Source organism: Cupriavidus respiraculi (assembly GCF_914271545.1).
GTDB classification, from domain to species: Bacteria; Pseudomonadota; Gammaproteobacteria; order Burkholderiales; family Burkholderiaceae; genus Cupriavidus; species Cupriavidus respiraculi.
In genome coordinates, this window is the sequence record NZ_CAJZAH010000005.1 from 128,130 (window position 1) to 153,981 (window position 25,852).

Genomic DNA, 25,852 nt, shown 5'->3' on the forward strand with positions numbered 1-25,852 from the left:
ACGATGCAAGTCATTCTGCTGGAAAAAGTCATCAACCTGGGCAACCTGGGTGACATCGTGCGCGTGAAGGACGGTTACGCCCGTAACTTCCTGATCCCGTCGAAGAAGGCCCGCCGCGCCACGCAAACCGCCATCGACGAGTTCGAGGTCAAGCGCGCCGATCTGGAAAAGGCAGCCGCCGAGAAGCTGGCCGCCGCGCAAGCCGAAGGCGAGAAGCTGAACGGTCTGACGCTGCAGATCACCCAGAAGTCGGGCGTGGACGGCCGTCTGTTCGGCTCGGTCACCAACGCCGACATCGCCGAAGCCCTGGGCACCCAAGGCTTCAAGGTGGAGAAGGCGCAAGTGCGCCTGCCCAACGGCCCGCTGAAGATGGTGGGCGACCACCCCGTCAGCGTGTCGCTGCACACCGACGTGCTGGTCGACGTGACCGTCTCGGTGCTGGGCGAGCACGCCTGAGTCGTGGCATCTTCCCGGACGAGGCTGGTCCTCGCCCGGTGCAGGAAGTCCCCAAAGGCAGAAGCGAAGGCTTCTGCCTTTTTGTTTGCCTGTTCGTTGCCGATCGATTGTCCGATCGACCGGCGCCGACCGCTGTAGCGCGGATCAGGCCGCTATAATCCCCACCCATGAACGCGCCCGTCGCCGACCCCCAACTCGACAATCTCAAGGTACCCCCGCACTCCATCGAGGCCGAACAGTCGGTGCTTGGCGGGCTGCTGCTGGACAATGCCGCCTGGGACCGCATCGCGGACTTCCTCTCCGACGCGGACTTCTACCGCTTCGATCATCGGGTGATTTTCCAGAGCATCGCCCGGCTGATCTCCGATACCAAGCCTGCCGACGTCGTCACCGTCTACGAAATGCTGCAGGTGGCCGGCAAGGCCGAGGAGGTGGGCGGCCTGGCGTACCTGAACTCGCTGGCGCAGAACACGCCGAGCGCGGCCAATATCCGCCGCTACGCGGAAATCGTCCGCGAGCGTTCGGTGCTGCGCAAGCTCGTGACGGTGGCCGACGATATCGCGACCGCCGCCTTCGCCCCCAAGGGCCGCGCCGTGCGCGAACTGCTCGACGAGGCCGAATCCAAGGTGTTCGCCATCGCCGAGGAAGGCTCGCGCGGACAGAAGGGCTTCCAGGAAATCCAGCCGCTGCTCACGCAGGTGGTGGAACGGATCGACGAGCTGTACCACCGCGATTCGAATACCGACGTGACCGGCGTGCCCACCGGCTTCATCGACCTGGACCGCATGACCAGCGGCATGCAGCCCGGCGACCTGGTGATCGTCGCGGGCCGCCCCTCGATGGGCAAGACCGCGTTCTCGCTCAATATCGGCGAGCACGTGGCGGTGGAGCAGGGCCTGCCGGTGGCGGTGTTCTCGATGGAAATGGCCGGCACGCAGTTGGCCATGCGTATGCTCGGTTCGGTCGGCCGGCTGGATCAGCACCGCCTGCGCACGGGCCGCTTGCTGGACGAGGACTGGCCGCGCCTGACCCATGCGATCCAGCGCATGAACGACGCGCAGCTGTTCATCGACGAGACGCCCGCGCTGAATCCGATGGAGCTGCGCGCGCGCTCGCGGCGGCTGGCGCGCCAGTGCGGGCAGCTTGGCCTGATCATCATCGATTACCTGCAGCTGATGTCCGGCTCGGGCGGCGGCGAGAACCGCGCCACCGAGATCTCGGAAATCTCCCGTTCGCTCAAGGGGCTGGCCAAGGAACTCAACTGCCCGGTGATCGCGCTGTCGCAGCTGAACCGAAGCCTGGAGCAGCGGCCGAACAAGCGGCCCGTGATGTCCGACCTGCGGGAATCCGGCGCCATCGAACAGGATGCCGACGTGATCCTGTTCATCTATCGCGACGAGGTCTACAACCCCGATTCGCAGGACAAGGGCAGCGCGGAAATCATCATCGGCAAGCAGCGTAACGGTCCGATCGGCACGGTCCGCCTGACGTTCCTGGGCCAGTTCACCAAGTTCGACAACTACAGCGGCGGTCCGGCGTTCTTCGACAACGACACCTGACCGCAACCGCGTCCCGGGCGCGCCGCCGCGAAAGCGCCGGCGCGTTGTTTATCGGCAAACGCCCGGCGCGCGCCGGCAAGCCTGTAGAATATTGCCTTTTTGTGACAGCCGGTTTTCGCCGCCGGCCGTCGGCATCTTGCCCGCCAAGATCCAGCAACAAGAGAGAGCCTTCGCTCATCCACAAGGAACCTCCATGTTCGGCCGTTTCATGCCCACCGAGGGCAAGTTCTTCGAATATTTCAATCAACACGCCGAGTGCGCGGTGACGGCTGCCCGCGAACTGGTCGACCTGATCAACGATCTGTCGAACGCGGAAATCCATGCCCGCCGCGTGCAGGCCACCGAGAAGAAAGCGGACCGGATCACGCACGACACGATCGATCTGCTGCACAAGACTTTCATCACGCCGCTCGATCGCGACGAGATCCACAAGCTCATCACGACCATGGACGACATCCTGGACCTGATGGAGGACGTGGCCGAAACCATCCTGCTGTACGACGTCACCAGCCTGACCGACGACGCGCGCAAGCTCGCCATCATCTGCCTGCAGACCTGCGAGCTGGTCAAGATCGCGGTGGGACTGCTGGAGGACATGGGCAATGCCAGCACGATCCTGAAGACGGCGCAGCAGATCGACCAGCTCGAGTCCGAGGCCGATACCGTGATGCGCTCGGCGATCTCGAAGCTGTTCCGCGAGGAAACCGACGTCAAGCGGCTGATCAAGCTGAAGGCGATCTTCGAGCAGCTCGAAACCATCACCGACAAGTGCGAGGATGTTGCCAACATCATCGAAGGCATCGTGCTGGAAAACGCCTGACCCGGAACCCGCATGCAGACCGTACAAATGAGCTTGTGGGTGATCGTCCTGCTGGTGACGCTCGCCCTGCTGTTCGACTTCATGAACGGCTTCCACGATGCCGCCAATTCGATTGCCACGGTGGTGTCGACGGGCGTGCTCAAGCCTCACCATGCCGTCGCCATGGCGGCAATTTGCAATGTCGTCGCCATCTTCGTGTTCCACCTGAAGGTGGCGGCCACCGTGGGCACCGGGACGATCGATGTGCAGATCGTCGATCACTACGTGATATTCGGGGCGCTGGTGGGCGCCATCGTATGGAATCTGATCACGTGGTACTACGGCATTCCGTCCTCCTCCTCGCACGCGCTGATCGGCGGTCTGGTCGGTGCCGCGGTGGCCAAGGCGGGCACCGGCGCCCTGGTGACCAGCGGGTTGCTCAAGACCGTGGCCTTCATCCTGATCTCGCCGTTCCTGGGCATGCTGCTCGGTTCGGTGCTGATGGTGGTGGTGGGCTGGACCTTCTTCCGCACGCCGCCCTCGCGCGTGGACCGCTGGTTCCGCCGGCTGCAACTGGTCTCGGCCTCGCTGTATAGCCTCGGCCACGGCGGCAACGACGCGCAGAAGACCATCGGCATCATCTGGATGCTGCTGATCGCCAGCGGCCACGTGATGCAGGGCGCGGCCGAGCCGCCGCTGTGGGTCATCATCAGCTGCTATGTGGCCATCGGCATGGGCACGCTGTTCGGCGGCTGGCGCATCGTGCGGACCATGGGCCAGAAGATCACCAAGCTCAAGCCGGTCGGCGGCTTCTGCGCGGAGACGGGCGGGGCGATCTCGCTGTTCCTGGCCTCGGCGCTGGGCGTGCCGGTCTCGACGACGCATACCATCACCGGCGCCATCGTCGGCGTGGGCTCGGTGCAGAAGATGTCGGCGGTGCGCTGGGGCGTGGCCGGCAATATCGTCTGGGCCTGGGTGCTGACCATTCCGGCCTCGGCCTTCATGGCCGCGGTGGCGTGGTGGATCGGCCGCCAGATACTCTGAGCCGGTTCCCGGACGCGAAAAAGCCAGGCAATTGCCTGGCTTTTTTCATGACTTGTTGGCGAAGGCGGCGATCGGATCGTCGTCGGGGGCCGGTGCGGGTTCCGGCGGCGCCGGCTGCGGCCGATACTGCGGCGCGGGCGCCGGCACCGGATCGATGGCCGCGGCGACGCGGCGCGCGCCGTTGTAGCGCGATGCCCAGTAGGGCTTTGTCATGTCCTCCAGGCGCACCGTGCCGCCGGTGGCCGGCGCATGCACGAAGCGGTTCTGGCCGACGTAGATGCCGACGTGGGAATTGCCGCGGCCCGTCGTATTGAAGAACACCAGATCGCCGGAGGCGACCTCGCTGCGCTGCAGCGGCGTGCCGCGCGTGCCCATGGCCTCGGTGGTCCGGGGCAGGTTCACATTGGCCGCGCGCGCGACGACGTAGCGCACCAGCCCGCTGCAATCGAAGCCCGAGTCCGGCGTATTGCCGCCGTAGCGATAGGGGGTGCCGACCAGCGACATGGCCTGGATCGAGATTTCCTCGAGGCCCGCGCTGGGATCGACGATGGGCTTGCCGGAAGGCCGGGAGGACTGGCCGTGGCGCACCGGCGGGGAGCCGGCGCAGGCGGCGAGCAGCAGGGCGAGCCCAAGCGTCAGCGGCAGGGTCAGGCGCGCGCGGCGCGCTTGCGATGTCGTACTCGAAGGCATGGTGGTCGTCGGAACTCCTGGCCAGTCGCCTGCCGGGGAACGAACCGGCGCCGCCTCCGAGACCCGCATGCCCGCGCGCGATTGCAGCGGTGCGGCTACCAGCGGATCTGCGCGTTGCGCGTACCGGTCTTGACCACGACGGTCTTGGGCTGGCCGTTGTAAACGGCGTGCACATTGTAGCTGCCTTCGGGTGCCTTGATCAGGCAACGCGGGCCCGAGGCGCGAAACTTCGCGGCCTCGTGGCCGTCGCGCACCAGCCGCACCTCGACGTCGGACAGATATTCGCCGCGCGCGCCTTCGGTAAACAGCAGCCCCATATTGAAGTTCTTCTCGCGCGAGGCGAGCTGGCGCTGTTCGTCGTCGGCAACGCCGCCGCATACGTAGCTGACGGCGCCGATGGTGCGGATCACCAGTTCGGCGGGCGTGCCGGCGGGCGCCGATGCCGCGGCGGCGGGCGTTGCGGGGGAGTGCGGGATCGCGCCGGGCGAGGACGCTTCCTGCGCCTGCGTGGCGGTCGGCGCCAGGGCCATCGCGGCCACGGCAGCCACGGCGGCGACGGCACCGAACGCCATCGCGCAGGCGCTGACGGAGCGTCGGGCCGTGGTCACGGAAAACCGGCCGCGAGACCGGCAAAACGAAATGAAATCCATCGAAGCCTCCGTAGGGTTGCCGGCGGGCCGCGCGGCACAACGGCCGCGCCGCGTCCGGCCGCTGCGGCCGTTCCGGCAACTGGCACAAGGGAATCGGAAAAAGGGCGCGCCAAAGAAAAAGCGCCCGCCAGGCGGACGCTCGGCGCGGTTGTATCGTAGGACAGCCCGGCCGCCAAAGCTGCCGGGCGCGGTCCTACACACACACCGCCAGGGTGGCAGGGTCAGAGCACGTCGGCCGCGTGGTCGGCCAGGCGCGAGCGTTCGCCGCGCGCCAGCGTGATATGGCCGCTGTGGCTCCAGCCCTTGAAACGATCCACCACGAAGGTCAGGCCCGAGGAGCCCTCGGTCAGGTAGGGCGTGTCGATCTGCGCGATATTGCCCAGGCACACGATCTTCGTACCCGGGCCGGCTCGGGTCACCAGCGTCTTCATCTGCTTGGGCGTGAGGTTCTGGCCCTCGTCGATGATCACGAACTTGTTGACGAAGGTGCGGCCGCGCATGAAGTTCATGCTCTTGACCTTGATGCGCGAGCGGATCAGTTCCTGCGTCGCCGCCCGGCCCCATTCGCCCGCGCTGTCGTCGCTCTTCTGCAGCACCTCGAGGTTGTCGTCGAAGGCGCCCATCCACGGCTGCATCTTCTCTTCCTCGGTGCCCGGCAGGAAGCCGATGTCCTCGCCCACCGGCACGGTGGCGCGGGTGACGATGATCTCGTTGTACAGCTTCTGGTCCAGCACCTGCTCGAGTCCGGCGGCCAGCGCCAGCAGCGTCTTGCCGGTGCCGGCCTGCCCCAGCAGCGTCACGAAGTCGATCTCCGGATTCATCAGCAGGTTCAGCGCGAAGTTCTGCTCGCGGTTGCGGGCCGTCACGCTCCACACATTGTTCTTGTGGTGGGTGAAGTCCTTCAGCGTCTGCAGCAGCGCCGTCTTGCCGTTGATTTCCTTGACCTGCGCGTAGAGCGGCAGGCTGCCGTCCATCGGTTCGAGGTAGACGAACTGGTTGACCAGGAACGACGGTACGAGCGGGCCGGTCAGCCGGTAGAACATCGCGCCGGACTTGGGGTCCTGCCAGCTTTCGACGCCCTTGCCGTGCTTGGTCCAGAAGTCGTTGGGCAGCACCATCACGCCCGAGTACAGCAGGTCCTTGTCCTCGAGGACCTGGTCGTTGAAGTAGTCCTCGGCGGGCAGGCCCAGCGCGCGGGCCTTGATCCGCATGTTGATGTCTTTCGACACCAGCACCACCTGGCGCTCCGGATACTGCTGCTGCAGCGTGCTGACCACGGCGAGGATCTGGTTGTCGGCCTTGCCCTGCGGCAGCCCTTCCGGCAGCTTGGTGTCGTTCAGGCGCGTCTGGAAGAACAGCTTGCCGGCGGCATCGCGGTTGCCCAGCTTGGCCAGCGGCAGGCCCTCGTCCAGCACGCCGTCCGTGCCGCCCACCAGCGCATCGAGCGTGCGGCTGACGGTGCGCGCATTGCGCGCGACCTCGCTCATGCCCTTCTTGTGATTGTCCAGTTCCTCGAGCGTCATCATCGGCAGATAGATGTCGTGCTCTTCGAAGCGGAACAGCGAGGTGGGATCGTGCATCAACACATTGGTATCGAGCACGAACAGCTTGCTCGGACCCGTGTCCTTGCGCTGGCGCCGGCCGGCCGTGCCGGCGGTGGGTTTGACCAGGCTGACCGGGGACGCCGGCCTGGCGGGCGCGGCCGGCGCCTCCTTGCCGCGCGCGCGGGCGCCGCCGGCGCGGGCCTCGGCCAGCGGAATCTGCGGTGCGCTTTCGCCGGTTTCCATCAGGGCCACCCGCTCCAGATCCGGCACGGGTTTCTTGCCCTGCGCCGCGGAGGTCGGGCGCGGCAACTTCACCGGCGCGAATTCACTCGGATCCAGCAGTTGAGCAGGCTTGGCGGGCATGGTGGGCAGCGGCATGCTTGGCTTTCCTTTCAGGCGAACGGGGTGGTAAGGCGAAGAGAGGGCGAAGCGGATGAAGCTGGTACAGCGAAAACAGCGGAGACAGCGGATGCGGCCGGGAAAGGAGTGGGGCGGGCCACGGGGCGCGGCGCCGCGTGGAGACAAAAAAGCCGCCAGACCTGACTGACAGGCATGGCGGCTTTGGGGCGGACGCGCGACACGGCAGGTCCGCTACCGGCCTCCAGCGGTGACCGCCTGGGCCGGGATGGCGAAACAACGTGGCATCCGGAATCTGAACTCATTACGGGCCAATGTATCCGAAGCCTTTTGGTTTGGCAATGCAGTTTGCAGATCTGGTTTAAGTGTTGGATATTCGCCGCCCGGGGCACTTGCGGGCCCCGTGTTTCCTTACATCGCACGCACCAGTTCGAGCACTTCGTCCACGTGGCTGGGCACCTTGATGCCGCGCATCATGTGGCGCAGCTTGCCGTCGCCGTCGATCACGAAGGTGCTGCGCTCGATGCCGCGCACCTCCTTGCCATACATCTTTTTCATCTTGATGACATCGAACATCGCGCACAGCGTTTCGTCGGCGTCCGAGATCAGTTCGAAGGGCAGCTCCAGCTTGGTCTTGAAGTTCTCGTGCGACTTGAGGCTGTCGCGCGAGATGCCCACGATGGTGGCGCCGGCCGCGACGAAGGCATCGTGCTGGTCGCGGAAATTCATGGCTTCGGTGGTGCAGCCGGGGGTGTTGTCCTTGGGGTAGAAGTACAGCACCAGGGTCTTGCCGCGCTGGTCCCGCAGGCGGAACTCGCCGCCGGTGGCGGGAGCGGTGAAGTCGGGTACGGCCTGGTTGAGACTGACGGTCATGCTGAGGGCTCCTCGGGAGGGCGGCGTGGAAGACGGGATGCGGGGCCCGCCGCCTTATCGGCGCTAAATGGGGGCGGGCGGCGGCACTTCAAGTGTGGCGTTCGATAGACCTCGCGGCGGCCGTCCCGGGCCGGCCGGCGAGCCGCACTCAGCCGGCGGGCGCCTCTTCGACGAGCAGCACCGCGGCCACCTTGCGGCCCTCGGCCATCAGGATGTTGTAGGTGCGGCAGGCGGCCTGCAGGTCCATGGCATCGACGCCGATATGCTTGCGCGACAGCGCCGCGGTCAGCCGGGGATGGGGAAAGCGCAGGCGGTCGCCGGTGCCCAGCAGCACCACCTCGGGCGCCTGGGCCAGCAGCGCCTCGAAGTGCTCGGCTGCCAGGTCCTCGAAGCGGCGCACCGGCCAGGGCTGGACCTCGCCCTCGGGCATCACGAGCACGGAGTCGGTATAGCGGACCATGTTGATCTCGATATAGCCGGGTCCGTAGGCGGTCACGGTATTGAGGGCATTGGGCTGGTCGGCGTGCAGTTTCACGGTGAGCCTTGTCGGTACGGTCGCGCGGCGTGCCGCCTGGGGCGCGGTCCGGGCCGCGGCGGCGGGGACAGCGCGGGCCGCCGCTGGGCGGCGACGGAAAAGGGCGGGGCGCGGGGCCTGTTGTATGGGGTGAAAGCTCGGCGTCGCGGCTACGCTGCAATGCAAGAATTGCCGCCGAACTCTGTCATAATCGCAAAATTATAACTTTGGCCTCCCTGCTGCCGTTATTTACCCACGCAGCAGCCTTGCAATCCGCCCCGCCATACCCGTGCGAGGCGATGGGGCGCACCGCATGGCGGCGCGGCGGAACGTGCCCGAGCCGGCTCCGCCGATTCCAGTTTCGACCCAGATCCCGCGTCATATCCAGTTCGCCGCCGGACGAGCCCGGTGGCCCTTGCCTCCAGCCGACAACGCCGTGAAACCGATCCAGAAATCCCAGAAGCTGAACAACGTTTGCTACGACATCCGTGGGCCCGTGCTGGAGAAGGCCAAGCAGATGGAGGAGGAAGGCCACAAGATCATCAAGCTCAATATCGGCAACCTCGCGGTATTCGGCTTCGATGCGCCGGAAGAGATCCAGCAGGACATGATGCGCAACCTGCCGAACTCGGCCGGTTACTCCGATTCCAAGGGCATCTTCGCCGCGCGCAAGGCGATCATGCACTACACCCAGCAAAAACAGATCCAGGGCGTGGGCCTGGACGACATCTACGTGGGCAATGGCGCGTCCGAGCTGATCGTGATGTCGGTCAACGCGCTGCTCAACAGCGGCGACGAGGTGCTGGTGCCGGCCCCCGACTACCCGCTGTGGACCGCAGCGGTAAGCCTGTCCGGCGGCACGCCGGTGCACTATGTGTGCGACGAGGCCAACGACTGGATGCCGGACATCGACGATATCCGGGCCAAGATCACGCCCCATACCAAGGGCATCGTCGTCATCAACCCGAACAACCCGACCGGCGCGCTCTACTCGGACGAACTGCTGCTGCAGATCGTGGCCGTCGCGCGCGAGCACGGGCTGATCATCTTCGCCGACGAAATCTACGACAAGGTGCTGTACGACGGCGCCACCCACACCTCGATCGCCTCGCTGTCCACCGACGTGCTGACGGTGACCTTCAACGGCCTGTCGAAGAACTACCGCTCGTGCGGCTATCGCGCCGGCTGGATGGTCGTGTCGGGCGACAAGCGCCCCGCGCACGACTATATCGAGGGGCTCAACATGCTGTCCTCGATGCGGCTGTGCGCGAACGTGCCGGGCCAGTGGGCCATCCAGACCGCGCTGGGCGGCTACCAGAGCATCAATGACCTGGTCGCCGAGGGCGGCCGGCTGCGCCGCCAGCGCGACCTGGCCTACGAGCTGATCACCCGGATTCCCGGCGTGACCTGCGTCAAGCCGAAGGCCGCGCTGTACCTGTTCCCCAAGCTGGACCTGTCGATGTATCCGATCCAGGACGACCAGGAATTCATCTACGAGCTGCTGCAGGAGTCCAAGGTGCTGCTGGTGCAGGGCACCGGCTTCAACTGGGGCAAGCCCGACCATTTCCGCATCGTCTTCCTGCCGCACGAGGAAGACCTGCGCGAGGCGATCGGCCGCGTCGGCCGTTTCCTCGAAGCCTATCGAAAGCGCCACGGCGCCGCGGCATGACGTCCGGGCCCGCCGCGCGGGCCATGACTTGCCACCGCCCATCCAATATTTCAGTCAGTCACAAAGAGTCAGTTCCATGCAACCCATCAAAGTAGGCCTGCTCGGCATCGGTACCGTCGGTAGCGGCACGTTCGACGTGCTCAAGCGCAACAAGGAAGAGATTCGCCGCCGCGCCGGGCGCGGCATCGAGATCGCCATGGTCGCGGACCTGAACACCGAGCGCGCCCGCGAGCTGACCGGCGGCGAGGTGGAGGTGGTGAACGATGCGAACCTGGTGGTGGCGCGGCCCGACATCGACATCGTGGTCGAGCTGATCGGGGGCTACGGCATCGCGCGTGAGCTGGTGCTCAAGGCCATCGAGAACGGCAAGCATGTGGTGACCGCCAACAAGGCGCTGCTGGCCGTGCACGGCAACGAGATCTTCGAGGCCGCGCGGCGCAAGGGCGTGATGGTGGCCTTCGAGGCGGCCGTCGCCGGCGGCATTCCCATCATCAAGGCGCTGCGCGAAGGACTGACCGCGAACCGCATCCAGTGGATCGCCGGCATCATCAACGGCACCACCAACTTCATCCTGTCCGAGATGCGCGACAAGGGGCTGGACTTCGACGTCGTGCTCAAGGAAGCGCAGCGCCTGGGCTATGCGGAAGCCGATCCCACCTTCGATATCGAGGGTATCGACGCCGCGCACAAGGTCACGCTGATGAGCTCGATCGCCTTCGGCATGCCGGTGCAGTTCGACAAGGCCCATGTGGAAGGCATCACGCGCCTGTCGGCCATCGACATCAAGTACGCCGAGGAACTGGGCTACCGCATCAAGTTGCTGGGCCTGACGCGCCGCCGCGAGAACGGCATCGAGCTGCGCGTGCATCCGACGCTGGTGCCGGCCAAGCGCCTGATCGCCAACGTCGAAGGCGCGATGAACGCCGTGCTGGTGCAGGGCGACGCCGTCGGCGCGACGCTGTACTACGGCAAGGGCGCGGGCGCCGAGCCGACGGCCTCGGCCGTGATCGCCGACCTGGTCGACGTGACCCGCCTGCACACCGCCGACCCCGGCCACCGCGTGCCGCACCTGGCCTTCCAGCCCGACGAGCTGTCCAGCGTGCCGGTGCTGCCCATCGACGAGGTCACCAGCTCGTACTACCTGCGCATGCGGGTGTCGGACGAGAAGGGCGTGCTGGCCGATATCACCCGCATCCTGGCCGACGCCGGCATCTCGATCGACGCCATGCTGCAGAAGGAATCGCGCGAAGGCGAGCCGCAGACCGACATCATCATGCTGTCGCACCTGACGCTCGAGAAGCATGTCAACGCGGCCATCGCCAAGATCGAGGCGCTGCCGACCGTGCTGTCGGGCGTGACGCGCCTGCGCATGGAAGAGCTGAACTGAAGCGCTGAACCGAGGCTCCGCACACCCATGAAATACCAGTCGACCCGCGGCCACCGGATGCCGCAAACCTTCTCCGAGATCCTGCTGGGCGGCCTCGCGCCGGACGGCGGGCTGTATCTGCCCGAGGTCTACCCCCAGGTCAGCGCCGACGAGCTGGAAGCCTGGCGCGAGCTGTCCTATGCGGATCTCGCTTTCGAGATCCTCTCCAGGTTCTGCGACGATATTCCGGCGGCCGACCTGCGCGCGCTGACGGGCAAGACCTATACCCCCGAGGTCTACTGCAATGCGCGGCCCGGCGACAATATCGCCGACATCACGCCGCTGCGCCTGCTGGGCGAGGAGGGCGCGGACGGCGCGGACGGCAAGACCCCGCTGCATCTGCTGGGCCTGTCCAATGGGCCGACGCTGGCCTTCAAGGACATGGCGATGCAGCTGCTGGGCAACCTGTTCGAGTACGCGCTGACGCGCGCCGGGCAGGAACTGAACATCCTGGGCGCCACTTCGGGCGACACCGGCAGCGCCGCGGAATACGCGATGCGCGGCAAGCGCGGCATCCGCGTGTTCATGCTCAGCCCGCACAACAAGATGAGCGCGTTCCAGACCGCGCAGATGTTCAGCCTGCAGGACGAGAATATCTTCAACCTGGCCATCGAGGGCGTGTTCGACGACTGCCAGGACATCGTCAAGGCGGTGTCCAACGACCTCGACTACAAGGCGCGCCAGAAGATCGGCACCGTCAATTCGATCAACTGGGCCCGCGTCGTGGCCCAGGTGGTCTACTACTTCAAGGGCTGGCTGCTGGCGACCAGCGGCCCGGGCCAGAAGGTGTCGTTCTGCGTGCCGTCGGGCAACTTCGGCAATGTCTGCGCCGGCCATATCGCGCGCATGATGGGTTTGCCCATCGACAAGCTGGTGGTGGCCACCAACGAGAACGACGTGCTCGACGAGTTCTTCCGCACCGGCGTGTACCGGGTGCGCAAGTCCGCCGAGACCTATCACACGTCCAGCCCGAGCATGGACATCTCGAAGGCCTCGAACTTCGAGCGCTTCGTGTTCGACCTGCTGGGCCAGGACGCCGGCAAGCTGGCGGCGCTGTTCCGCGACCTCGACACCAACGGCGGCTTCGACCTGCGCGGCACGCCCGAATTCGAGCGCATCCGCGAGTTCGGCTTCGTCTCGGGTCGCAGCACGCACGCGGACCGCGTGGCCACGATCCGCGACCTGTCCTCGCGCTATGGCATCACCATCGACACCCACACCGCCGATGGCGTCAAGGTGGCGCGCGAGCATCTGACGCCGGGCGTGCCGATGCTGGTGCTGGAAACCGCGCTGCCCGCCAAGTTCGCCGACACCATCCGCGAAGCGCTGGGCCGCGAGCCGGAACGGCCGGCGAGCTTCGAGGGCATCGAGGCGCTGCCCCAGCGCTTCCAGGTGATGGCGGCGGACGCCAGCCTGGTCAAGGCCTATATCGCCGAGCATACCGGCCTGTAAGGCGCCCCCGGCGCTCCGGCCGACCCGGCGGGGCGCCAAGCCATTACAATCGGACCGGGCGGCGTGCCTTGCGCCGCCGGTGCTTTCCATCACGGCCGCCATCGCCGCCGCGGTCCCGCGCCGCGCGGTGCGCCGCCGCGGCCCTGCCAAGACGAGTCCAGCCACCATGCAAAACCGCCCCCCCATGCTGACCATGGCCCAGGCCCTCGACGCGCTGCTGGCCGGCGCGCGCCCCCTGGCCGATACCGAGACCATCGATACGCTGCAGGCCAACGGCCGGGTACTCGCCGCGGACGTGCGCAGCGGGCTCGACGTGCCGCCGGCGGACAACACCTCGATGGACGGCTATGCGGTGCGCACCGCCGATATTCCGATGCCCGGCGCGCGGCTGCGCGTGGCGCAGCGGATCCCGGCCGGGCATGTCGGCGTGGCGTTGGAGCCCGGCACCGCCGCGCGCATCTTCACCGGCGGCCTGATTCCGCCGGGGGCGGACGCGGTGGTGATGCAGGAACAGTGCGTGGTGGAGGACGACCATGTCGTCGTCAATCACGCGCCAGGTCCCGGCGAATGGATCCGGCGCGCGGGCGAGGACATCATGGCCGGCAACGTCATCCTGCCGGCCGGCACGCGGCTCACGCCGCAGGCGCTGGGGCTGGCGGCCTCGGTGGGGCAGGCCAGCGTCGAGGTGGTCCGCCGGGTCAGGGTGGCCGTGTTCTTCACCGGCGACGAACTGGCGATGCCGGGCGAGCCGCTCAAGCCCGGCGCCATCTACAACTCCAACCGCTTCACGCTGCGCGGCCTGCTGGAGAACCTGGGCTGCGAGATCGACGACCTCGGCATCGTGCCCGACACGCTGGACGCCACGCGCGACGCGCTGCGCCGCGCCGCGCGCGGCCACGACCTGATCATCACGTCGGGCGGCGTCTCGGTGGGCGAGGAAGACCATATCAAGCCGGCCGTCGAAGCCGAAGGCCGCCTGGACCTGTGGCAGATCGCCATCAAGCCGGGCAAGCCGCTCGCCTTCGGCCAGGTCCGGCGCGAGGACGGCGGGTTTGCCGCCTTCCTCGGGCTGCCGGGCAATCCGGTGTCCAGCTTCGTGACCTTCCTGCTGTTCGTGCGGCCCTTCATCCTGCGGCTGCAGGGCGTGGAGCACGTCGCCCCGATGCGCATTCCGCTGCGGGCGGATTTCGACCAGAAGAAGCCGGACCGCCGCAACGAATTTCTGCGCGCGCGCATCAACCACAAGGGTGGGCTGGACCTGTTCCCCAACCAGAGCTCGGGGGTGCTGACGTCCACCATCTGGGGCGACGGCCTGATCGACAACCCGCCGGACGTGCAGATCCGGCAGGGCGACACGGTGCAGTTCATCCCGTTCGCCGCGCTGCTGGGCTAGGAGCGACGATGAAGATCGAATTGCGGTTCTTCGCCAGCGTGCGCGAGCAGCTCGGCGTGGGCCAGGAAAGCGCCGACGTGCCGGCCACGGTGACCACCGTGGGCGAGCTGCGGCAATGGCTGCGCCAGCGCGGCGGCGCCTGGGAGCAGGCGCTGGCCGAGGGGCGGGCGCTGCGCATGGCGGTGGACCACGCGGTGGCGCGGGCCGATACCGCGGTGGCCGAGGGCTGCGAGGTGGCCTTCTTCCCGCCGGTGACCGGAGGCTGACATGAGCGTGCGCGTGCAGCAGGAGGACTTCGACCTCGGCGCCGAGGTCGCGGCCCTGCGGGCCGGCCGTCCCGGCATCGGCGCGGTGGCCAGCTTTATCGGCACGGTGCGCGATGTCAGCGATGGCAGCGAAGTCCGGGCGATGGAACTGGAGCACTATCCCGGCATGACCGAGAAGGCGCTCGAGCAGATCGAACACGCGGCCCGCGCGCGTTGGGCGCTGGAGGGCGTGACCATCGTCCACCGCGTCGGCGCCTTGCTGCCGCAGGACCAGATCGTGCTGGTGGCGGTGGCATCGGCCCATCGCGGCAACGCCTTCGCGGCGTGCGAATTCATCATGGACTACCTGAAGTCCGAAGCCCCGTTCTGGAAGAAGGAAGAGACGCCGCACGGCGCGCGCTGGGTCGATGCCCGCGTCACCGACGAATCGGCGCTGGCGCGCTGGGGCGTGCGCTCGCTGAACGCCAGCGGCGAGGACGGCGCGTCCCCCGCGGCGGCCACGGCGGAGCCGCGCGGCTGATGGGCCCCCTGGGCTTTGTCGCGGTTGGCGTCGGCGCGGCCGTCGGTGCCTGGCTGCGCTGGGGCTTCTCCGTGCTGTGGAATGCGCTGAACCCGGCCCTGCCTTACGGCACGCTGGCCGCCAACCTCGTGGGCGGCTATCTGGTCGGCGTGGCCGTGGGGTTCTTCGGCAGCCATCCCCAGTTGTCGCCCGAATGGCGCTTGCTCGTCGTCACCGGCTTTCTCGGCGGGCTGACGACATTTTCCACGTTCTCGAGCGAGGTCGTCGCCAACCTGATGGCGGCCGACTATGGCTGGGCCGCGGCCCACCTGCTGCTGCATCTCGGCGGCTCGCTGGCGCTGACCGCGCTGGGTCTGTGGTCGTGGCGCCTGCTGTCCTGACGCCCCGGCCCAAAGCGATGCCGGCGCCCTGATCGCCGCGTCTCGGCTACCCCCGTATTTCACGCTCTCAAAACCCGCTTCGCTGACTCGGCACGCCTCGCGATGGCGTCCGCCGCCGTGTCCCTCGTTTTCGGCCTGCAGGTCACGTAATCGTCGCCTATTGTTCTTCGTGAGCGCGGCACGCCACCCGGCGGCGCGGCGACGGACACATAAGCCAGGGCTTGCCGGCCGATGCGGCCGCCCGCCCGCAAAGGAGACAGACGGATGCGGCGCAATCAGGCAGAGAAGGCGACAGGGGCATGGGCGCGCAGGGCGGCCCGCGGCGGCGCGGCGGCGGCGGTGTTGCTGCTGGCCGCCTGCGGCTCGGGAAATGACGATGGGGACCATGGGAGTGGCGGCGGGGGCGGCGGAGGCGGGGGCACCGGCGGCGGCCAGGCCAACGCCAAGCCGGCCTATATCGGCGAGGTCCGGGTCCAGACCTACGACGGGGTCGCCGACGACCTGCTGACCGCCGGCCTGGGCAAGGACGGTCTCGCGTCGGCCACGCCGCCGCTACCGGCCGATCCGGCCGCACCGACCGCGGCGGAGCTGCGCCGCTATGCGATCCATTCGAACTATCGCGCCCTGGTCGACACCTCGGCCAACGGCGGCTACGGCTCGCTCTACGGGCCCAATGTGGACGCCCGGGGCAATATCACCGGCGGGCAGGGCAAGGTCGCCGGGGTCGAGTACCTGGCTTACTCGGACGATGGCACCGGCCGGCAGAACGTGACCATGATGGTCCAGATCCCGTCCACCTTCGATCCGGCCCGTGCCTGCCTGATCACCGCGACGTCGTCGGGCTCGCGCGGCGTGTACGGCGGCATCTCGACCGGCGAATGGGGCCTGAAGCGGGGCTGCGCCGTGGCCTATACCGACAAGGGCACGGGCGGCGCGCCGCATGACCTGGAAACCGACACCGTGCCCCTGATCGACGGCACGCGCGCCAACCGGCAGGCCGCCGGCGCGGCCGCCCAGTTCGTGGCGCCGCCGGGCGACACCACGCTCGCGGACTTCAACGCCGCGGCCCCGCACCGCCTGGCCTTCAAGCATGCCCACTCGCAGCGCAATCCCGAGAAGGACTGGGGTCTGTTCACGCTGCAATCCGTGGAGTTCGCCATCTGGGCCATCAACGACCGCTACGGCGCGCAGGCCGCGGACGGCACGCGGCAGCGCACGTTGGACAAGGACCGGATCATGGTCATTGCCTCGAGCATCTCCAACGGCGGAGGGGCCGCGGTGGCCGCGGCCGAGCAGGACGGCGACGGGCTGATCGACGGGGTGGCGGTCACCGAGCCCAACCTGAACCTGCCGTCCAACACCGGCGTCACGGTGCAGCGCGGCGGCGCCGCGGTCAGCCGCTCCGGCCGCACGCTGTTCGACTACACCTCGCTCGCCAACATGCTTCAGTTGTGCGCTTCGCGCGATCCGGCCCATGCCGACGCGGCCGGGCTGGGCTTCTATACGCTGCTGGGGCTCGATGCGGCCGCCGAAGGGCGCTGCCGCGCGCTGGCCGAGGCGGGCATCGTGACCGGCGGCAATCTCGGCCAATGGGCCGCCAGCGCGCTGCAGCAGCTGCGCGCCTACGGCTGGGAGGCGGAGTCCGATGCGCTGCACGCGTCGATGGCGGTGTTCGAGGTGTCCAATGCCATCGCCGTGACCTATGCCAACGCGCTGTCGCGCGCCAGCGTGACGGAGCGGCTGTGCGGCTTCAGTTTCGCGGCGACCGGCACGGCCCTGGGCCCCGTGACCATGCCGGCGGCGCCGCTGGCGACGATGTTCTCGACGGGCAACGGCATTCCGCCCAACTCCGGCGTGCAGCTGGTCAACGACCTGGACCCGCGCGGCCCGCGCCGCGACGTGCTGTCGCGCTCGCCGCAACTGGCCTATGACGACGCCAACCTGGCCGGCGCGCGGTGCCTGCGCGAGCTGCTGACCGGGGGCACGCCGGCGGGTGTGCGGCTGCGGACGGGCGAGGCCGAGACGCTGCGCTCGGGCAACCTGCGCGGCAAGCCGGCCCTGATCGTGCATGGGCGCAGCGATGCGCTGCTGCCGGTCAACCATACCTCGCGGCCCTATCTCGGCTACAACCGCCTGAAGGAGGGCGCCGCCAGCCGCCTGTCGTACGTCGAAGTCACCAATGCCCAGCATTTCGACGGCTTCATCGGCGTGGTGCCCGGCTATGACAACCGGTACATTCCGCTGCACCTGTACCTGAACCGGGCACTCGACGCCATGTTCGACCACCTGGGCGGGGGGGCGCCGCTGCCGCCCTCGCAGGTGGTGCGCACGGTCCCGCGCGGCGGCACGTTGAACGCGCCCGCGCCGGCGATCCTGCCCGCCAACGTGCCGCCCATCGCCGCCAGCCCGGCCGCGGGCGACCGCATCGTGGTGGAAGCGGACGGTATCGTGCGGGTTCCCGACTGAGGCGCGCTGGCAGGCGCGCGGCCCGGCGCGGCGCACCGGGCCGCGCCGGGCCCCGATCCCCGGCCCTGCCGCCTTGAAATGTCAGCCCGAAGCCTTATCTTTCGGGAAGACATCCAGTGCCCTGGTCGAGAGAGCGCCCCCGCGGCCGCTCCCGCATCGGGACACGCATTCGAGAGAGAGAGAATCCCATGCGTCTAGACAAACTGACGACCCGTTTCCAGGAAGCGCTGGCCGATGCCCAGACCCTGGCGATCGGTCACGACAACCAGTACATCGAACCCCAACACGTCGTGCGCGCGCTGCTGGCGCAGAACGACGGCTCCGCGCGCGCGCTGCTGTCCCGCGCCGGCGTCAACATCAACGGGCTCACGGCCGCGCTCGATGCGGCGATCGACCGCCTGCCGCAGGTGCAGGGCAACAGCGAGGTGCAGGTGGGCCGCGATCTCGCCGCCCTGTTCAATGCCACCGAGAAGGAAGCGATCAAGCGCGGCGACCAGTTCATCGCCAGCGAGCTGTTCCTGCTGGCCGTGTCCGACGACAAGAACGAGACCGGCCGCATCGCCCGCGAGAACGGCATGTCGCGCAAGTCGCTGGAGGCCGCCATCGAGGCGGTGCGCGGCGGCGATGCCGTCAACAGCGCGGACGCCGAATCGCAGCGCGAGGCCCTGAAGAAGTACACCATCGACCTGACCGAGCGCGCCCGCATCGGCAAGCTCGATCCGGTGATCGGCCGCGACGACGAGATCCGCCGCGCGATCCAGATCCTGCAGCGCCGCACCAAGAACAACCCCGTGCTGATCGGCGAGCCCGGCGTGGGCAAGACCGCCATCGTCGAAGGGCTGGCCCAGCGCATCGTCAACGGCGAGGTGCCGGAGAGCCTGAAGAACAAGCGCGTGCTGGTGCTCGACATGGCGGGCCTGCTGGCCGGCGCCAAGTACCGCGGCGAGTTCGAGGAGCGGCTCAAGGCCGTGCTGTCGGATGTCGCCAAGGACGAGGGCCAGACCATCGTCTTCATCGACGAGATCCACACCATGGTCGGCGCCGGCAAGGCCGAGGGCGCCATCGACGCGGGCAACATGCTCAAGCCCGCGCTGGCACGCGGCGAGCTGCACTGCATCGGCGCGACCACCCTGGACGAGTACCGCAAGTACATCGAGAAGGACGCCGCGCTGGAGCGCCGCTTCCAGAAGGTGCTGGTGGACGAGCCCTCGGTGGAGGCGACCATCGCCATCCTGCGCGGCTTGCAGGAGAAGTACGAACTGCACCACGGCGTGGAGATCACCGACCCGGCCATCGTCGCCGCGGCGGAGCTGTCGCACCGCTATATCACCGACCGCTTCCTGCCGGACAAGGCCATCGACCTGATCGACGAGGCCGCCGCGCGCATCAAGATGGAAATCGACTCCAAGCCGGAGTCGATGGACAAGCTCGAGCGCCGCACCATCCAGCTCAAGATCGAACGCGAGGCGGTCAAGAAGGAAACCGACGAGGCGTCGCGCAAGCGGCTGGAGCTGATCGAGCAGGAAATCACCCGGCTCGAGAAGGAATACGCCGACCTGGACGAGATCTGGAAGGCCGAGAAGGGCGCGGCCCAGGGCGCCGCCACGCTGAAGGAAGAGATCGACAAGATCAAGCTGGAGATCGCGCGCCTGCAACGCGAGGGCAAGCTCGACAAGGTGGCGGAGCTGCAGTACGGCAAGCTGCCGAACCTGGAGGGCAAGCTCAAGGCCGCGACGGATGCGGAGACCGCCGAGCAGAAGCAGCCCAACAAGCTGCTGCGCACGCAGGTGGGCGCCGAGGAAATCGCCGAGGTGGTCAGCCGCGCGACCGGCATCCCGGTCTCGAAGATGATGCAGGGCGAGCGCGAGAAGCTGATCCAGATGGAGGACTATCTGCATCGCCGCGTGGTGGGCCAGGACGAGGCCGTGCGGCTGGTGTCCGACGCCATCCGCCGCTCCCGCGCGGGTCTCGCGGACGAGAACCGGCCCTATGGCTCGTTCCTGTTCCTCGGGCCGACCGGCGTGGGCAAGACCGAGCTGTGCAAGGCGCTGGCCGAGTTCCTGTTCGACTCGCAGGACCACCTGATCCGCATCGACATGAGCGAATTCATGGAGAAGCACAGCGTGTCGCGCCTGATCGGCGCGCCGCCGGGATACGTGGGCTACGAGGAGGGCGGCTACCTGACCGAGGCGGTGCGGCGCAAGCCGTATAGCGTGGTGCTGCTCGACGAGGTCGAGAAGGCCCACCCCGATGTGTTCAACGTGCTGCTGCAGGTGCTGGACGACGGCCGCCTGACCGATGGCCAGGGCCGTACCGTGGACTTCAAGAACACGGTGATCGTAATGACGTCGAACCTCGGTTCGCACATCATCCAGTCCATGTCCGGCGAGCCGCACGAGGCCGTGAAGGGTGCCGTGTGGCAGGAGGTGAAGACGCATTTCCGGCCCGAGTTCCTGAACCGGATCGACGAGGTGGTGGTGTTCCACGCGCTCGACCAGAAGCATATCGAGTCGATCGCCCGCATCCAGCTGCAGCGGCTGCAGGCACGGCTGGCGCGCATGGACATGACGCTGGAGGTCAGCGAAGCGGCGCTCGAGCGCATCGCCAGCGCGGGCTACGACCCGGTGTTCGGCGCGCGGCCGCTCAAGCGCGCCATCCAGCAGAACATCGAGAATCCGGTGGCGCGCGCCATCCTCGAAGGCCGCTTCGCCGCGAAGGACGTGGTGCCGGTGGATTACCGGAACGGGGAGTTCGCGTTCGGGGAGGCCGCGCAGTAAGGCCGGGGGGACGGTGACGGCCGGGCCGCCGCGATGGGGTCCAAGCGCCGGGCCGCCGGCTCGGTCGTCGCGACGCAGGCAACGGCACCAATACGCCCCGCCTTGACGCAAGTCAAAACGAACCGGCGCCCCACGCCCTAACATGACCCTGTCATGGAGATGCGGGGGCGCTCTCCATGGCGTCTACCCGTTTCCAGCCAGGAAACTTGGCCCGCGGCATTTCTGATGCCGCGGGCTTTTTCTTTTGTGGGTGCCCATCCGAGGGGCCCACCGCGACTGCCGTCCCCGGATATGCCGATATTTCCGCAAGTTCTTATGCGGAAAACGGGCATGGATGGGCAAAACCATTCGTTCCGTTTGGATACGCGCATCGATAGCCTTCGATGACGGCGCAATTCACAAGCGCCATTTCGACGATATTCCGACGGGAGCAATGACGATGATGCGCAAGCTGGCGATTGGCCTGGCCGTTCTGGCCGCAACGGGAGCGAGCCCGGCCGTATGGGCGGACACCACGCTGCTGAACGTGTCCTACGACCCCACGCGCGAGTTGTATGTCGACGTGAACGCCGCCTTCGCCAAGGCATGGAAGGCGGCTGGCGGCGACAACGTGACGATCCGGCAGTCGCATGGCGGCTCGGGCAAGCAGGCGCGCTCGGTCATCGACGGGCTGCAGGCCGATGTGGTCACCCTGGCCCTGGGCTACGACATCGACGCGATCGCGCAGAAGGGGCTGCTCAACGCCGACTGGCAGAAGCGCCTGCCGCACAACGCGTCGCCCTATACCTCGACCATCGTGTTCCTGGTGCGCAAGGGCAATCCCAAGGGCATCAAGGACTGGAACGACCTCGCGCGCCAGGGCGTGCAGGTCATCACGCCGAACCCGAAGACCTCCGGCGGTGCGCGTTGGAACTACCTGGCGGCATGGGGCTATGCGCTGCGCCAGCCGGGCGGCAGCGAGGCCAAGGCGAAGGACTTCGTCGGCCAGGTGCTGAAGAACGTGCCGGTGCTCGATTCCGGCGCGCGCGGCGCGACCACGACCTTTGTCGAGCGGGGCATCGGGGACGTGCTGGTGGCCTGGGAGAACGAGGCCATCCTGGCCGTCAAGGAACTGGGCCCGGACAAGTTCGACATCGTGGTGCCCTCGATCTCCATCCTGGCCGAGCCGCCGGTCGCCGTGGTCGACAAGGTGGTGGACAAGAAAGGCACGCGCAAGGCCGCGGAGGCCTATCTCAAATTCCTGTACTCGGACGAAGGCCAGGAAATCGCCGCGAAGAACTACTACCGCCCGATCTCGGAAAAGATCGCGGCCAAGTACGCCTCGGCCTTCCCCAAGGTGCGGCTGTTCACCATCGACGAAGCGTTCGGCGGCTGGCAGAAGGCGCAGGTCGCGCATTTCGCCGATGGCGGCACCTTCGACCAGATCTACCAGCCCGGCCGCAGCAAGTGAGGCCGCACGGCCGGCGCCCGCGCCGGCCGCTTCTACAGGGGAATACCGCAATGCCGATCCTGGCCGCCCATACCGTGGGCACGTCCGGCCTGCCGGCGCCGCTGGCCCGCTATCTCGACACGCTACCCACGCGGCCGCGGCCCGATCGCCCGATGTGGCGCGACGCCGGTGGGCAGGTCCAGGCGCAGTATTTCCGCTGCGCGCTGACCAGCGCCTTCGAGCCGCTGATCCGGCTGGCCGACCATGCGCCGGTGGCCCACGAAGGCGTGCTGCGCACCTATGCGGACGATGGCGTGGGACTGGCCGCGTGGAAGTTGTTCGCGATGGCGGCCGACGACGAGGCGCTGGTTGCGCTGGACCGCCTCGCGCGCCTGGTCCACGCCATCAACTATTTCGCCGCCTCCGGCGAAGGCAAGCTGGTGCTGAACGTGCACAACCGCCTGCTGGCCGCGGTGGCGGCCGACCACGGCGCCGCCTTCCGCCATGCGCTGCAGGCGCTGGGCCTGCCGCAGGAGCGCTTCGTGATCCAGGTGCCGGCCAGCGCGAACGACGATCTGTCGCTGCTGCTACAGGTCGTTGGCAACTACCGGCGCAACGGCTTCGCCGTCAGCCTGCAGGCGTCCGATCCGGCCGAGGCCGGCGCGCTGATGGCCCATGCGCGGCCGGACTGGCTCAAGCTCGATATGCGGCGCACCTGGACGGACCGGCAACTGGCCGGCCTGCATGCCAGCGCCGGCAATGCCGGTGTCACGCTGATAGGCCGGCGCCTGGACGACCCTGTGAGTGTGGAACGCCTGCAGGCCGCCGGCATCGCGTTGGGGCAGGGCGTCTACGCGGGCGGGCCGGTCCGTCCCCGCGATGTGGCGACCGCACCGGCCGGCCGCGTATTCACGCAGGAGGCACCATGCCCCGGTTCCACGCCACGATAAGGCCCGACGAAGGCACGGCCGTGAATGCGCCTTTGCGGCTGGACGTACCCAAGGGCCTGGCGGTGCTGACCGTCCCGGGCCTGCATGGCAGCGGACCAGCGCATTGGCAAAGTCGCTGGGAGGCGCGTTTCCCGGGCTGGCACCGCGTGGAACAGCACGACTGGTCGCGCCCCAGCCTGCATCTGTGGGCCGATCGCGTGCATGAGCGCGTGGCACAGGGCCGCCAGAGCGCGCCGCGCGGGGCGGTGCTCGTGGCGCACAGCTTCGGGTGCCTCGCCACCGTGCGACAGGCTGCGCTCGATCCCGAGGGAATCGCCGCCGCCCTGCTGGTGGCGCCCGCCGATCCCGACCGGTTCGGCGTGGGACCGCTGCTGCCGACATGGCGCCTGCCGTTTCCGACCGTGCTGGTGGCCAGCCGCAACGACCCCTGGATGGCGCAGCGCACGGCGTTCAGCTGGGGCGCGCTGTGGGGCAGCGAACTGGTGGACGTCGGAATGCTGGGCCACGTCAATGCCGATTCCGGACTGGGAGACTGGCCCGCCGGCGTAGGGCTGCTAGGTGGCTTGCTGCAGCGCCTGGAGGCCGCTGACAGCGGCCGCTCCCGGTCCCCAGGCGATAAACGGGACTGGGATAGCGAACTCGAAGTCTCTTTGACACCCCCTTATATCTAATCCGATTAAAGACATTCGGAAATATTCGTTCTCGGCATAAGGCGACGTCAGCAGAATCGTTCCGTTGTCCTGCCCCGCGTGCGGGACGTTATCCACGCGCCCCGGCCCTTACTTTCCATGCCACCTTCGATCTCTCTGACGGAAAACGGCGCGCCGCTGCCCGCGGCGCTGCCAGCCACGGCCGTGCCCCGCCGCCCGAGCGGCCGCTTTTCGGTATTGCCCGGCTTCGGGCTGTCGCTGGGCGTCACCGTGTTCTATCTGGCGCTGATCGTGCTGGTGCCGCTGTCCGCCACCTTCCTGAAGACCTTCACCATGAGCTGGGAGGCATTCTGGGCGGTGGTATCGGCGCCGCGGGTGGTGGCGTCGATCCGGCTGACCTTCGGCGCCTCGCTGATCGCCGCGCTGATCGACCTGGTGTTCGGGCTGCTGGTCGCCTGGGTGCTGGTGCGCTATCGCTTTCCTGGCCGACGCCTGGTCGATGCGCTGGTGGACCTGCCGTTCGCGCTGCCCACGGCGGTGGCCGGCATCGCGCTGACCGCGCTGTTCGCCGGCAATGGCTGGGTGGGCCGCTATCTGGAGCCGCTGGGCATCAAGGTGGCCTTTACTCCGCTGGGCATCGTGGTGGCGCTGACCTTCATCGGCCTGCCGTTCGTGGTGCGCACGGTGCAGCCGGTGCTGGAGGACCTGGAGCGCGAGCTGGAGGAGGCCGCCGCCAGCTTGGGCGCGAACCGCCGGCAGACCTTCGCGCGGGTGATCCTGCCCGCGATCCTGCCGGCGCTGCTGACCGGCTTTGCGCTGTCGTTCGCACGCGCGACCGGCGAGTACGGCTCGGTGGTGTTCATCAGCGGCAATATGCCGATGGTCTCCGAGATCGCCCCGCTGATGATCTATTCCAAGCTGGAGCAGTACGACTATGCCGGCGCCACCGCGGTGGCCGTGGTGATGCTGGTGCTGTCGTTCGCGATGCTGCTGTTCATCAATCTGCTGCAGGCGTGGACCCGGCGGCAGCATCGCGGCCCCAGCCACACAGGCCAACATAAGGGAGACCAATAAGATGGCCGGCGCCACTGCAAGCCGCCTGGGCACCGCCGCCCATGCGCCCGCGTTCCGCCACGGCATCGACGAGGCGCCCTGGGTGCGCCATGCGCTGATCGCCGTCGCGGTGCTGTTCCTGTCGCTGTTCCTGTTCCTGCCACTGGCCGCGGTCTTCTACGAGGCGTTGCGCAAAGGGCTGGACACGTACTGGGCGGCGCTCAGCGAGCCCGATGCGCTCGCTGCCATCCGGCTGACGCTGACGGTGGCGGCCATCGCCGTGCCACTGAACCTGGTGTTCGGCGTGGTGGCGGCCTGGTGCATCGCGAAGTTCGAGTTTCCCGGCAAGAGCCTGCTCACCACGCTGATCGACCTGCCGTTCTCGGTGTCGCCGGTGATTTCGGGCCTGATCTATGTGCTGCTGTTCGGCGCGCAGGGCTGGTTCGGCCCATGGCTCGAGGCGCACGACATCAAGATCATGTTCGCGGTGCCGGGCATCGTGCTGGCGACCATCTTCGTGACGTTTCCCTTCGTCGCCCGCGAGCTGATCCCGCTGATGCAGTCGCAGGGCAGCGAGGAGGAAGAGGCCGCCATCGTGCTTGGCGCCTCGGGCTGGCAGACCTTCTTCCGCGTCACGCTGCCCAATATCCGCTGGGGTTTGCTGTACGGCGTGATCCTGTGCAACGCGCGGGCCATGGGCGAGTTCGGCGCCGTGTCGGTGGTGTCGGGCCATATCCGCGGGCTGACCAACACCATGCCGCTGCACGTGGAGATTCTCTACAACGAATACAACTTCGCGGCCGCGTTCGCGGTGGCGTCGCTGCTGGCGCTGCTGGCACTGGTGACGCTGGCGATCAAGACGCTGGTGGAGCACCGTGCGCAGGCGGCGCAGGCGGGTGAGCGCGGCGACGGCGGCGCGGCGCATTGAACGGCAT

At 67.8% G+C, this 25,852-nt stretch carries 23 protein-coding genes; 18 read left to right on the forward strand and 5 right to left on the reverse strand.

The features are described 5' to 3' along the window. Window positions 1–3 precede the first annotated feature (3 nt). The 4 genes from rplI to LDO27_RS20440 all read left to right on the forward strand — a co-directional run bounded on the left by rplI (window position 4) and on the right by LDO27_RS20440 (window position 3,858). Window positions 4–456: a 50S ribosomal protein L9 gene (rplI, locus tag LDO27_RS20425; RefSeq protein ID WP_222203494.1), complete on the forward strand. Its 453-nt coding sequence runs from the start codon at window positions 4–6 to the stop codon at window positions 454–456. A 167-nt stretch (window positions 457–623) separates the two neighbouring features. After that, window positions 624–2,015 carry a replicative DNA helicase gene (locus LDO27_RS20430; RefSeq protein WP_222203491.1) on the forward strand — a complete coding sequence of 464 codons (1,392 nt, stop codon included), beginning with the start codon at window positions 624–626 and terminating at the stop codon, window positions 2,013–2,015. A gap of 193 nt (window positions 2,016–2,208) precedes the next feature. Beyond that, the gene (locus LDO27_RS20435; protein WP_222203490.1) at window positions 2,209–2,835 is read left to right on the forward strand and encodes a DUF47 domain-containing protein; all 627 of its coding nucleotides are present in this window, start codon (window positions 2,209–2,211) and stop codon (window positions 2,833–2,835) included. Between the two features lie 12 nt (window positions 2,836–2,847). Continuing rightward, the gene (locus LDO27_RS20440; RefSeq protein WP_222203489.1) at window positions 2,848–3,858 is read left to right on the forward strand and encodes an inorganic phosphate transporter; all 1,011 of its coding nucleotides are present in this window, start codon (window positions 2,848–2,850) and stop codon (window positions 3,856–3,858) included. A gap of 45 nt (window positions 3,859–3,903) precedes the next feature. On the opposite strand, the gene LDO27_RS20445 is transcribed toward LDO27_RS20440, so the two are convergent. The 5 genes from LDO27_RS20445 to LDO27_RS20465 all read right to left on the reverse strand — a co-directional run bounded on the left by LDO27_RS20445 (window position 3,904) and on the right by LDO27_RS20465 (window position 8,507). Then, window positions 3,904–4,548 (reverse strand): C40 family peptidase, encoded by a 645-nt coding sequence (locus tag LDO27_RS20445; protein WP_224043717.1) that lies wholly within the window; start codon window positions 4,546–4,548, stop codon window positions 3,904–3,906. Between the two features lie 95 nt (window positions 4,549–4,643). Beyond that, a complete protein-coding gene (locus tag LDO27_RS20450) occupies window positions 4,644–5,156 on the reverse strand; it encodes a hypothetical protein (protein ID WP_224043718.1) in 513 nt (170 codons plus the stop codon). A 263-nt stretch (window positions 5,157–5,419) separates the two neighbouring features. Further along, window positions 5,420–7,120, reverse strand: a complete 1,701-nt coding sequence (locus LDO27_RS20455; protein ID WP_224043719.1) for a PhoH family protein — start codon at window positions 7,118–7,120, stop codon at window positions 5,420–5,422. A 390-nt stretch (window positions 7,121–7,510) separates the two neighbouring features. Then, window positions 7,511–7,972 carry a peroxiredoxin gene (locus LDO27_RS20460; RefSeq protein WP_224043720.1) on the reverse strand — a complete coding sequence of 154 codons (462 nt, stop codon included), beginning with the start codon at window positions 7,970–7,972 and terminating at the stop codon, window positions 7,511–7,513. A gap of 148 nt (window positions 7,973–8,120) precedes the next feature. Then, complete coding sequence (locus LDO27_RS20465) at window positions 8,121–8,507, reverse strand: Mth938-like domain-containing protein (RefSeq protein ID WP_222203483.1); 387 nt, start codon at window positions 8,505–8,507, stop codon at window positions 8,121–8,123. A 415-nt stretch (window positions 8,508–8,922) separates the two neighbouring features. Between LDO27_RS20465 and LDO27_RS20470 the strand changes: the two genes are divergently transcribed. The 14 genes from LDO27_RS20470 to cysW all read left to right on the forward strand — a co-directional run bounded on the left by LDO27_RS20470 (window position 8,923) and on the right by cysW (window position 25,845). Beyond that, complete coding sequence (locus LDO27_RS20470) at window positions 8,923–10,155, forward strand: pyridoxal phosphate-dependent aminotransferase (protein ID WP_222203482.1); 1,233 nt, start codon at window positions 8,923–8,925, stop codon at window positions 10,153–10,155. 76 nt (window positions 10,156–10,231) lie between these two features. Further along, the gene (locus LDO27_RS20475; RefSeq protein ID WP_222203480.1) at window positions 10,232–11,542 is read left to right on the forward strand and encodes a homoserine dehydrogenase; all 1,311 of its coding nucleotides are present in this window, start codon (window positions 10,232–10,234) and stop codon (window positions 11,540–11,542) included. Between the two features lie 27 nt (window positions 11,543–11,569). After that, window positions 11,570–13,033: a threonine synthase gene (thrC, locus tag LDO27_RS20480; RefSeq protein ID WP_224043722.1), complete on the forward strand. Its 1,464-nt coding sequence runs from the start codon at window positions 11,570–11,572 to the stop codon at window positions 13,031–13,033. Between the two features lie 184 nt (window positions 13,034–13,217). After that, on the forward strand, window positions 13,218–14,426 hold the full coding sequence (locus LDO27_RS20485) for a molybdopterin molybdotransferase MoeA (RefSeq protein ID WP_224043836.1): 1,209 nt from the start codon (window positions 13,218–13,220) through the stop codon (window positions 14,424–14,426). Between the two features lie 8 nt (window positions 14,427–14,434). Beyond that, the gene (gene moaD, locus LDO27_RS20490) at window positions 14,435–14,692 is read left to right on the forward strand and encodes a molybdopterin converting factor subunit 1 (protein WP_224043723.1); all 258 of its coding nucleotides are present in this window, start codon (window positions 14,435–14,437) and stop codon (window positions 14,690–14,692) included. A 1-nt stretch (window position 14,693) separates the two neighbouring features. Beyond that, window positions 14,694–15,212 carry a molybdopterin synthase catalytic subunit MoaE gene (gene moaE / locus LDO27_RS20495; protein WP_224043725.1) on the forward strand — a complete coding sequence of 173 codons (519 nt, stop codon included), beginning with the start codon at window positions 14,694–14,696 and terminating at the stop codon, window positions 15,210–15,212. After that, window positions 15,212–15,592, forward strand: a complete 381-nt coding sequence (gene crcB / locus LDO27_RS20500) for a fluoride efflux transporter CrcB (RefSeq protein WP_224043726.1) — start codon at window positions 15,212–15,214, stop codon at window positions 15,590–15,592. The genes moaE and crcB overlap by 1 nt, the downstream gene beginning before the upstream one ends. A 264-nt stretch (window positions 15,593–15,856) precedes the next feature. Then, on the forward strand, window positions 15,857–18,058 hold the full coding sequence (locus LDO27_RS20505) for a D-(-)-3-hydroxybutyrate oligomer hydrolase (RefSeq protein ID WP_224043727.1): 2,202 nt from the start codon (window positions 15,857–15,859) through the stop codon (window positions 18,056–18,058). A 188-nt stretch (window positions 18,059–18,246) separates the two neighbouring features. Continuing rightward, window positions 18,247–20,835 (forward strand): ATP-dependent chaperone ClpB, encoded by a 2,589-nt coding sequence (gene clpB / locus LDO27_RS20510; protein WP_224043728.1) that lies wholly within the window; start codon window positions 18,247–18,249, stop codon window positions 20,833–20,835. 439 nt (window positions 20,836–21,274) lie between these two features. Further along, the gene (locus LDO27_RS20515; protein WP_290368846.1) at window positions 21,275–22,285 is read left to right on the forward strand and encodes a sulfate ABC transporter substrate-binding protein; all 1,011 of its coding nucleotides are present in this window, start codon (window positions 21,275–21,277) and stop codon (window positions 22,283–22,285) included. 50 nt (window positions 22,286–22,335) lie between these two features. Next, the gene (locus tag LDO27_RS20520; RefSeq protein ID WP_224043729.1) at window positions 22,336–23,214 is read left to right on the forward strand and encodes an EAL domain-containing protein; all 879 of its coding nucleotides are present in this window, start codon (window positions 22,336–22,338) and stop codon (window positions 23,212–23,214) included. Then, window positions 23,190–23,885, forward strand: coding sequence for an RBBP9/YdeN family alpha/beta hydrolase (locus LDO27_RS20525; protein WP_224043730.1), 696 nt, complete (start codon window positions 23,190–23,192; stop codon window positions 23,883–23,885). Before LDO27_RS20520 ends, LDO27_RS20525 begins: the two co-directional genes overlap by 25 nt. Window positions 23,886–24,002: 117 nt before the next feature. Next, window positions 24,003–24,938: a sulfate ABC transporter permease subunit CysT gene (cysT, locus tag LDO27_RS20530; protein WP_222203463.1), complete on the forward strand. Its 936-nt coding sequence runs from the start codon at window positions 24,003–24,005 to the stop codon at window positions 24,936–24,938. 1 nt (window position 24,939) lies between these two features. After that, window positions 24,940–25,845, forward strand: coding sequence for a sulfate ABC transporter permease subunit CysW (gene cysW, locus LDO27_RS20535; RefSeq protein ID WP_222203460.1), 906 nt, complete (start codon window positions 24,940–24,942; stop codon window positions 25,843–25,845). The last annotated feature ends 7 nt before the right edge of the window (window positions 25,846–25,852 follow it).

Bases quoted from the DNA above. Each gene is read 5' to 3' on its own strand.
- rplI (WP_222203494.1), top strand. From the start codon at position 4: ATGCAAGTCATTCTGCTGGAAAAAGTCATCAACCTGGGCAACCTGGGT.
- LDO27_RS20430 (WP_222203491.1), top strand. From the start codon at position 624: ATGAACGCGCCCGTCGCCGACCCCCAACTCGACAATCTCAAGGTACCC.
- LDO27_RS20435 (WP_222203490.1), top strand. From the start codon at position 2,209: ATGTTCGGCCGTTTCATGCCCACCGAGGGCAAGTTCTTCGAATATTTC.
- LDO27_RS20440 (WP_222203489.1), top strand. From the start codon at position 2,848: ATGCAGACCGTACAAATGAGCTTGTGGGTGATCGTCCTGCTGGTGACG.
- LDO27_RS20445 (WP_224043717.1), bottom strand. From the start codon at position 4,548: ATGCCTTCGAGTACGACATCGCAAGCGCGCCGCGCGCGCCTGACCCTG.
- LDO27_RS20455 (WP_224043719.1), bottom strand. From the start codon at position 7,120: ATGCCGCTGCCCACCATGCCCGCCAAGCCTGCTCAACTGCTGGATCCG.
- LDO27_RS20460 (WP_224043720.1), bottom strand. From the start codon at position 7,972: ATGACCGTCAGTCTCAACCAGGCCGTACCCGACTTCACCGCTCCCGCC.
- LDO27_RS20475 (WP_222203480.1), top strand. From the start codon at position 10,232: ATGCAACCCATCAAAGTAGGCCTGCTCGGCATCGGTACCGTCGGTAGC.
- thrC (WP_224043722.1), top strand. From the start codon at position 11,570: ATGAAATACCAGTCGACCCGCGGCCACCGGATGCCGCAAACCTTCTCC.
- LDO27_RS20485 (WP_224043836.1), top strand. From the start codon at position 13,218: ATGCTGACCATGGCCCAGGCCCTCGACGCGCTGCTGGCCGGCGCGCGC.
- moaD (WP_224043723.1), top strand. From the start codon at position 14,435: ATGAAGATCGAATTGCGGTTCTTCGCCAGCGTGCGCGAGCAGCTCGGC.
- moaE (WP_224043725.1), top strand. From the start codon at position 14,694: ATGAGCGTGCGCGTGCAGCAGGAGGACTTCGACCTCGGCGCCGAGGTC.
- crcB (WP_224043726.1), top strand. From the start codon at position 15,212: ATGGGCCCCCTGGGCTTTGTCGCGGTTGGCGTCGGCGCGGCCGTCGGT.
- LDO27_RS20505 (WP_224043727.1), top strand. From the start codon at position 15,857: ATGCGGCGCAATCAGGCAGAGAAGGCGACAGGGGCATGGGCGCGCAGG.
- clpB (WP_224043728.1), top strand. From the start codon at position 18,247: ATGCGTCTAGACAAACTGACGACCCGTTTCCAGGAAGCGCTGGCCGAT.
- LDO27_RS20515 (WP_290368846.1), top strand. From the start codon at position 21,275: ATGATGCGCAAGCTGGCGATTGGCCTGGCCGTTCTGGCCGCAACGGGA.
- LDO27_RS20520 (WP_224043729.1), top strand. From the start codon at position 22,336: ATGCCGATCCTGGCCGCCCATACCGTGGGCACGTCCGGCCTGCCGGCG.
- LDO27_RS20525 (WP_224043730.1), top strand. From the start codon at position 23,190: ATGCCCCGGTTCCACGCCACGATAAGGCCCGACGAAGGCACGGCCGTG.
- cysT (WP_222203463.1), top strand. From the start codon at position 24,003: ATGCCACCTTCGATCTCTCTGACGGAAAACGGCGCGCCGCTGCCCGCG.
- cysW (WP_222203460.1), top strand. From the start codon at position 24,940: ATGGCCGGCGCCACTGCAAGCCGCCTGGGCACCGCCGCCCATGCGCCC.